The sequence below is a fragment of the Nocardia sp. CC201C genome (assembly GCF_030010695.1).
In the GTDB taxonomy this organism is placed as follows: domain Bacteria; phylum Actinomycetota; class Actinomycetes; order Mycobacteriales; family Mycobacteriaceae; genus Nocardia; species Nocardia otitidiscaviarum.
Genome location: NZ_JASCXP010000347.1, coordinates 1 through 8,085 on the forward strand (window position 1 = coordinate 1; position 8,085 = coordinate 8,085).

At 71.6% G+C, this 8,085-nt stretch carries 8 protein-coding genes; 4 read left to right on the plus strand and 4 right to left on the minus strand.

Annotation, left to right across the window (positions count from 1 at the left end):
- From QK444_RS27805 to QK444_RS27815, 3 genes are all read right to left on the minus strand, one after another.
- On the minus strand, positions 1-272 hold a 272-nt coding region (locus QK444_RS27805), incomplete at its 3' end, for a hypothetical protein (protein ID WP_282785108.1).
- A 3-nt stretch (positions 273-275) separates the two neighbouring features.
- Positions 276-1,238 carry a glutamate ABC transporter substrate-binding protein gene (locus QK444_RS27810; protein ID WP_282785109.1) on the minus strand — a complete coding sequence of 321 codons (963 nt, stop codon included), beginning with the start codon at positions 1,236-1,238 and terminating at the stop codon, positions 276-278.
- Entirely contained in the window at positions 1,235-2,563 is a 1,329-nt protein-coding gene (locus tag QK444_RS27815; protein WP_282785110.1) for a hypothetical protein, read from the minus strand. The genes QK444_RS27810 and QK444_RS27815 overlap by 4 nt, the downstream gene beginning before the upstream one ends.
- A gap of 138 nt (positions 2,564-2,701) precedes the next feature.
- Here QK444_RS27815 and QK444_RS27820 point away from each other — a divergent pair, with 138 nt between their 5' ends.
- The 3 genes from QK444_RS27820 to QK444_RS27830 are packed head-to-tail and all read left to right on the plus strand — an operon-like array spanning position 2,702 to position 6,047.
- Positions 2,702-3,367 carry an NUDIX domain-containing protein gene (locus tag QK444_RS27820; RefSeq protein ID WP_282785111.1) on the plus strand — a complete coding sequence of 222 codons (666 nt, stop codon included), beginning with the start codon at positions 2,702-2,704 and terminating at the stop codon, positions 3,365-3,367.
- Between the two features lie 3 nt (positions 3,368-3,370).
- The gene (locus QK444_RS27825; protein WP_282785112.1) at positions 3,371-5,557 is read left to right on the plus strand and encodes a molybdopterin-dependent oxidoreductase; all 2,187 of its coding nucleotides are present in this window, start codon (positions 3,371-3,373) and stop codon (positions 5,555-5,557) included.
- Between the two features lie 58 nt (positions 5,558-5,615).
- Positions 5,616-6,047, plus strand: a complete 432-nt coding sequence (locus tag QK444_RS27830; protein ID WP_282785113.1) for an SRPBCC family protein — start codon at positions 5,616-5,618, stop codon at positions 6,045-6,047.
- Positions 6,048-6,070: 23 nt separating this feature from the next.
- On the opposite strand, the gene thiE is transcribed toward QK444_RS27830, so the two are convergent.
- Positions 6,071-6,775, minus strand: a complete 705-nt coding sequence (gene thiE / locus QK444_RS27835) for a thiamine phosphate synthase (protein WP_282785114.1) — start codon at positions 6,773-6,775, stop codon at positions 6,071-6,073.
- 559 nt (positions 6,776-7,334) lie between these two features.
- On the opposite strand from thiE, the gene QK444_RS27840 reads away from it, so the two are divergent.
- A partial coding sequence (locus tag QK444_RS27840; protein WP_282785115.1) for an FAD-dependent oxidoreductase occupies positions 7,335-8,085 on the plus strand: 751 nt, incomplete at its 3' end.

An 8,085-nucleotide genomic window follows, 5' to 3' on the forward strand; every position in this document is an offset into this window, starting at 1 on the left:
CCGGTGGTCGGCCGGGGCGTGAGTTCGGTGCCGCCACCGCCCGCGTCCGCCCGTTTCCCACGCCGCGCGTATGCGGTGTCGCCGCCGGATTCGCCGGATGATGTTCGGCGGGTTGCGAATTCGGTATTGCCGCCGGGTTCGTCGGAGGGTGCCGCACGGAAGGTGAGTTCCGTCCGCGCCGGGCGGGCGGTGGCCTCCGTCGCACCCTCCTCGGCGTCGCCGGGTGTCGGTGCGTCGTCGCTGCCTCGCTGATGTTCGGACGGTTCGCTCATGGCTCAGTCCCGGTATCTCGGCGGCGGGGGGATGGCGGCTGTGCCGAGTTGCGGTGCCAGCCAACGCTGGTAGAGGCGGTCCCAGGTGCCGTCGCCGCGAATGCGTTCCAGGGTGCCGTTGACGAAGCGCACCAGATCTTCCTGATCCTTCGGAATGCCGATGCCGTACTGCTCGGTGCTGAGGTCCTCCCCGGTCACGACGGTGAGCGGATCCTGGACCGCCAGTCCGGCCAGGATGGTGTCGTCGGTGCTGATGGCGTCCACCTGTCGCTGCTGCAGCACCACCAGGCAGTCGGCCCAACTCGGCACGGTGAGCAGGGACGCCGCGGGCTGCTGGCGGCGGATCCGGTCCAGCGAGGTGGTGCCGCCCACCACACAGACCCGCCGCCCCGCCAGGTCGGCCAGTCCGCCGATGCCGGTATCGCGCACGGTCAGCACCCGTTGGTGCGCCTGCAGATACGACGTCGAGAACGACACCCGCTGTCGCCGTTCGCAGGTGATGGTCATGGTCTTCACCACCACGTCCACGGTGTGCTCGGCCAGCGCCTGTTCCCGGTCGGCCGAACCCAGGATGCGGTATTCGATCTTCTCCGGATCGCCGAGCAGGTCCCGGGCGATCTCGCGCGCGATGCCGACGTCGAAGCCGGACAGGGTGCCGGTGGCGGGATCGCGGAAGCTGAACAGATTGCTGCCCGGGTCGAGCCCGACCAGCAGGCGGCCGCGGGCGCGGATGGCGTCCACGGCGGGGCCGCCGCGCCCGTCCGGGCGCAGGCTGGCGGTCGGATCGGAGCAGGTGACCTGTTCCGGCGGCGGGGACGTATGCGGCTGCGCGGCAACGGCTCCCGACGGCAGCGGCGGATCGGTGAAGCTGGGTACCCGGGTGGGCGGCGGTGCGGCGCTGTCCTCGCCGTGGCATCCGGCGGCCACCAGCGCCGCCAGGGTGAGCAGGAGTAGTCGGCGTCTCATCGGTACTCCCGTAGTCGAGGCCACAGGCCCGCCGCCACCAGTACGGCCGCCGCGGTGGCCAGTACGAGCGCGCCCGGGGCCAGCAGGTCGAGGACCCGGGCGGCGTGCGCGGTGTCCTGGCGCAGCGCGTCGCGGGTGGCGGCGATGCCATTGGCCAGCGCCCGGTCCAGCGCCGCCACCTGCGCGCCCGCCTCATCGGCTCCCGGCCCGGTGGCCACCGCCCCCGCGCCGATGAAGTCGCCGCGCCCCAGCGCCTCGTTCATCCGCTGATGTGCCGCGCGCCAGCGGTCCAGCGCGCCGACCGCGCTGGTGATCTCGGTGGCGGCGGGTGCCTGCGACGGGTAGCCGGTGAGTAGCTCGCGCAGTCGGCTCATGGCCGCGTCGTAGGTGCGGTCGTAGTCGCCCCCGGCGTCGCGGCGCACCAGTTTCAGGGTTTCGGCGGTGCGGGCCTGCTGGGCCAGGATGCGGCCCTCGGTGAGCGTCGCGGTCGGGCCGGAGCCGCTGTCCCGGGCATCGGTGGTCGCGACCGCGGAGATGCCGCCCGCCACCACCGTCCAGGTCAGCAGGATCACCATGGTGCAGGTGGCCAGTAGCAGACCGGGATTGAGGACCCGGTTCCAATGGCGGGCCAGGAACAGCTGCGCCGCGATGAGCGCCGCCACCGCCAGCAGCGGCAGCGCGATGGCGGGCCACGGCGGGCGCACATGGGTGCGCTGGATCTCGCCGATGGCGGCCGCCCGGTTCTCCTGCAACCGTTGGGCCATGGGCAGCAGCGTCGCCTGCATGAGATGCGACGCCTCGCTGAGATAGGCCGGTCCCACCGGCTGCCCGGCGCGATTGTTGGCCCGCGCGGTCTCGATGAGTCCGGTGTACACCGGCAGTCCGCTCGCGATGCCGGTGCGCAGTTGCGTGTCGTCGGCGCTGGAGTAGTTGGAATGGGTCACCAGTTCCGCGGCCGCCTCCCCGATGGCCCGGCTGTACTGTTCGCGCACCGGCTTCGGTTCCAGACCGCCGGAAATGAAGGCGGTTCCGGCCGAGGCGTCGGCCATCGACAGCGCGGTGTAGAGCCGCTGTGCCGAATTCGCATCCGGTTCGGCCTGCTCGAGCAGGGCGTCGAGGGCATGCTGTCGATCGTTCACGCCGGTCGCGGTGACCGCCCCGGCCGCCGCGCACAACCCCAGGAGCAGTAACCCGATGGCGATCAGCTTGGCGGGGGAGGAGCGCGCGAAGGCGCGCAGCTCGGTGGTGTCGAGCCGCTCCCGCACCAGGGCGGCTGCCGCGCGCGGCGACAGCTCGTCGAGCCGCTGCTGCTCGATGCGAGCCATGCTCACCTCCCACGGGCCGGAAACGATCGCTCGACTGCTTGTCGGTCGATTGAGCATATTGTGGTCTTGTGCCGCGCGCGGCGAACACCTTTCCGTGGGTCGCCGCCCGTGGCGTGGACCAGGTGGAGGACATGACGGATGCGCGGTGACGGCGACGGCTGGGCGGACAGCCCCGACGGCACCCGCCAATGGGGTCGATTCGGCGCTGCCGGACTGTTGCTGCGCGCCCCACTGGCGGGCGGAGGCTCGGCGGTGCTGCTTCAGCACCGCGCGGCCTGGAGTCATCAGGGCGGCACCTGGGCGCTGCCGGGCGGCGCGCGCGACAGCCACGAGACCACCGTGCACGCGGCGGTCCGCGAGGCCGAGGAGGAGGCGGGCATCCCGGCCGCGTCCATTCGGGTGCGCGGTTGGCGGGTCACCGCCACCGCGCCCAGCGGGTGGACCTACACCACGGTTGTCGCCGATGCCGCCGAGACCCTGCGCACCCGCGGCAATGCCGAGAGCACGGCGCTGGCCTGGGTGCCCGAGGACGAGGTGCCGGCGCGACCGCTGCACCCCGGTTTCGCCGCCGCCTGGCCGACCCTGCGCGCCACGCCGAAGCGGGTGACCTTCAACGGGCTGACCGATATCTCGGCGGTTGCCGCGGCGCTGCCCCGCACCCTGGAGCTGGCCGATCACGGGTTCGTCTGGCTGCATACCGAGGGGGACGGCGAGCCCGCGGCGCGGATCAGCGAATCGATACCGGCGGCCCCGAATCTGGTCGGAAATGTGTTGTTGCTCACGCTGGCGCAGGTGTTGTCTTGAGGGGTGAGCAGCACCCGTGAGATCGCCACTTACTGCCGGATCTGCGAACCGCTCTGCGGGCTGATCGCCACCGTCTCCGACGGGCGGCTGGTCCAGCTGCGACCCGACCGGGAGCATCCGCTCTCGCGCGGATTCGCCTGCCCCAAGGGCATCGCGTTCAGCGAGATCCAGAACGACCCGGATCGGGTGCTGTATCCGTTGCGGCGCACGGAGTCCGGTGATTTCGAGCGGGTGTCGTGGGATACGGCGCTCGACGAGATCGGCGAGCGGCTGCGGGGGGTGATCCGCGCGCACGGTCGCGAGGCGCTCGGCTGGTATTTCGGCAATCCGTCGGCCTTCTCGTACTCGCACACCCTGTGGATGGTGGGTTTCCAGCTCGCGGCCGGGCTGCGGCACGTGTACTCGGCCGGATCGCAGGACATCAACAATCGGTTCGTGGCCAGTGAGCTGCTGTACGGCTCCATGACCACCGCGCCGGTGCCGGATCTGGACCGCACCGACTTCCTGCTCATGATCGGTGCCAATCCCGTGGTGTCGCACGGCAGTGCGATGAGCGCGCCGCGAATCCGCGAGAAACTGCTCGCCATCACCAAGCGCGGTGGGCGCGTGGTGGTGGTCGATCCGCGGCGCACCGAGACGGCGCGCCTGTTCGAGCATGTGGGGGTGCGTCCGGACACGGACGCCTGGCTGCTGGCAGCGCTGCTCCAGGTCATCTTCGACGAGGGGCTGGAGGATCGGCAGGCGCTGCGCCGACAGGCGGCGGGCGTGCGGGAGCTGCGGGCGGCGGTGCGCGAGTTCACGCCCGAGAGCACGTCCGCGACAACCGGATTGGAGCCGGATCGGGTGCGCGCGCTGGCCCGGGAACTAGCACGCGCGGACTCGGCGGCCGTCTACGGACGCACCGGCTCCTGCCTCGGGCGGCATGCCACGCTGGTGGCCTTCCTCATCGACGCGCTCGCCCTGGTGACCGGGAATCTCGACGCGCCGGGCGGCTCGGTGTTCGGCAAGGAATTGGTCGCGGTGTCGCGGCTGAACGCCCGGCTCGGGTTCATCCGGTACGGCAAGCACCGTTCCCGCATCGGCGACTTCCCCGATGTGCTCGGCACCTTCCCGGCGGCGGTGATGGCCAAGGAGATCACCACGCCCGGACCCGGTCAGCTGCGGGCGCTGTTCACCTCGGCGGGCAATCCGGTGCTGTCGGTGCCCAACGGCCGCGAATTGGCTTCCGCCCTGGGCGAACTCGATCTGTTCGTCGCCATCGACCTCTATGTCAACGACACCAATCGCCTGGCGGACTACATTCTCCCGGCCACCACCTTCCTGGAGCGCGACGACGTTCCACTGCCCTTCACCGCGCTGTCGCCCATCCCGTACACGCAGTACACCGAGCGGGTGGTGGAGCCCTACGGTGAGGCGCGCGAGGAGTGGCGGATCATCGACAACATCGCGCTGCGCATCGGCGTGCAGCCCTTCGCCGTGGGCCCCGCGTCCCCGGCGGGGCGGCTGCTGAGCGTGCTGCGCAATCGGGTTCCGGGCGGCCGCGCGGCCCGGCCGAGTCCGACCCTGCTGGTCGACCTGGCCCTGCGCACCGGGCCCTACGGCGATTGGTTCGGGCTGCGCCGGGGCGGTGTGAGTCTGCGCATGCTGCGCCGACATCCGCACGGGGTGGTGCTGGCCGACCACATCGACACCGGGGTGCTGGGAGATGTGGTGCGGCACAGGGGCGGTCGGGTGCGGCTGGCTCCCGAGCCGATCATTGCCGAGCTGCGCGATCTGGTGCCGCCCGCCGCCGATCCCGAGTACCCGCTGCGGGTCATCGGCATGCGAGAGCTGAAATCCCACAACTCGTGGATGCACAATGTGGACGCGCTCATGCGCGGGGATCGTGAGCATGCCGCCCGGATCCATCCCAAAGACGCTGCCGCGGCGGGGATCTCCGATGGTGAGCGGTGCCGGGTCAGTTCCGCGCACGGTTCCATCGAGGTGGTCGCCCGGCTCAGCGAGGATATGACCGAGGGTGCCGTGGCGATTCCGCACGGATGGGGGCACCGGGGCGGCTGGCGGCGGGCCAATGCCGCGGGCGGAGCCAATGTCAACGACCTCATGTCCACCGATGTCTCGGATGTGGAGCGGCTGGCGGGCATGTCGCACCTCAATGGCGTCCCCATCCGGCTGGAGGCGGTCGGGTAGGCGATTTCACAACACCCGTTCATTAGAGCTACGTCATGTAACAGATACCATCCAGTACGTGGCAAAGCTGAAGGTCTCCGTAGACGTCCCCATCGCGCCCGACCTGGCCTGGGCCCGCGCCTCCGACCTGCCCGAACTCGATAAGTGGCTGACCCTGCACGAGGGCTGGCGCGGTACCGTGCCCGACGACCTCACCCCCGGCACCCGGCTGGTCGGCGTGGCCACCGTCAAGGGCTTCCGCAACCGCGTCACCTGGATCGTCGAGACCGCCGAACCGCCGAGCCGACTGGTGCTCACCGGCGCGGGCATCGGCGGCACCAAATTCGGCATCCGACTCGACGTGGCCCCGGCCGGTTCCGGGTCGAAGGTGACGGCCAACTTCGAACTCGGCGGCGCACCGCTGTTCGGGCCCATCGGCTCGGTGGTCGCCAAGGCGCTGCGCGGCGATATCGAACGCTCGCTGGATCGCTTCGTCGAGCTCTACGGCTGAATCACGGGCGTCGCCCGCCGGTCTCAGCGGGCGGCGTTGTCGAGCAGGCGCTGTTTCAGAGCGCGCGCGGCCGCCTCCGGGTCGTCGGCGTGCGTGATGGCGCGCACGACCACCACACGGGTCGCCCCGGCCGCGAGCACCTCCGGCAGCCGCTGGTCGTCGATGCCGCCGATGGCGAACCACGGCCGGGTCGGATGGGCCTCGGCGGTGGAGCGGATCAGCTCCAGACCGGAGGCGGTGCGGCCCGGCTTGGTCGGGGTGTTCCAGACCGGGCCGGTGCAGAAGTAGTCGATGTGCTCGTCGATGGCGGCGAGCCCGGCCTGGGCGCGATTGTGCGTGGAACGGCCGATTACGACGTCCGGGCCGAGAATATGGCGGGCGTACCAGGGCGGCAGATCGTTCTGCCCCAGATGCAGCACATCCGCCCCCGCCGCGAAGGCCACATCGGCGCGGTCGTTCACCGCCACCAGCGCCCCGTGCCGCCGCGCGGCCGCCTTCAGCTCCGCCAACGCCCCCAACTCGGCCTTGGCCTCCAGCGTGCCGAACCGCTTCTCCCCGGCCGACCCCTTGTCCCGCAGCTGAATGATGTCGACGCCGCCGGCCAGCGCCGCCTCGGCGAACGCCGCGAGATCCCCGGTATCCCGGCGCGCATCGGTGCACAGGTACAGGCGCGCACTCGCCAGGCGCTCCCGGGGAGGCAGGGGCCGGTTCGGATGGGAGGGTTGCACCCATTCGACGGTAGTCGCACGCCCGGAGGCTGCCAATTCGACAATGCGCCCGCAGCGACGCCGTTGGTACCGGATCGCGCCATGCCTTCCTTGTGCGCCATGCCTGCCGTGTGCCCGGCGGCCGCTGGATTCGCCGTCATGCGCCCACGACAGCCGAGATAGCGAGTCGGCCCGGCCCGGTCGAGGGGAAGCGATGCTGGCGGCCACATCGGCGGGGTTGTGGCGAGAACGTCGGTGCCGCTGCGGTCCGCGGCACGTGGTCTCACGCGGTCCGGGAGGTGGGGTCGGTGGTGCATGTCGGGCTGCCTGCTCCGGAGTCGACTGGGCTGCGCGTGTGGTCGGGTGGTGCGGGGGAGGCGGGTCCGCGGCGCACATCCGGCCTTCGGCCGCCGATGCTGGGTGGCTGGTGGGCACGGGGTTCGTGCGGTGGTGGGTGGGTGTCGCGCTACCGTGGGTAGTCGAGAAATGAGGCGGCGCGAGTCGCGGGTGACCGTGACGGAATCCCGGACCCGGACCGCGCCGAGTAGGTGGCCCCGATGCGGGGCCGAGTGAGGTGGATCTGGTGCGGACCCTGGCCGTCGTCGGTGGCGGCGTGATCGGCCTGTCGGTGGCGTGGCGGGCGGCCGAATCCGGCTGGCGGGTCACGCTGTACGACCCCGCCGTGGGTTCGGGTGCCTCCTGGGTCGCGGGCGGCATGCTGGCCCCGCTCTCCGAGGGCTGGCCCGGCGAGGACGCCGCCCTCGAATTCGGAGCCGCCTCTCTGACCCGCTGGCCCGACTTCGCGGCCCGCCTGCAATCCGTCACCGGCGCGGAGGTCTTCACCGCCGCCGAAACGCTGACCGTGGCTCTCGACACCGCCGACGCCGCCGACCTGCGGACGATCGCCGACTGGGTGAACGCGAAACTCGCGGGACTCGCCGAGAGCGGCCCGGGAGCAACGCCTGCCGTCGCGGCGAGTACGGCAGCGCAGCCCGGCGGCGACAGCGCGGTGGGCGGTGCGCGACCGATCGTCAGCGGTGGGGCCGATGCGCCTCGGGATGCTACGGGAACATCGCGAACCACCGTCGAAGCAGCGGCGAGTGCTGCACGAGCGGCCTCCGGAAGCGGAGGTGATCGGTCCGAGGGCGTTCGGCGTCCTTCCGGCTCGGCTGCGGCGGCTGAACAGCGCGCGGACTCCGACGCGGCGGCACAGAGTGCGAACCCGGGTGCGGATCGCGCACTGCGCCTGCTCGACCGGGCGGGCGTGCGGGCGGCGGAACCCGGCTTGGATCGGCGGGTGCGGGCGGGTCTGCTCTCGCCCGCCGAACCCG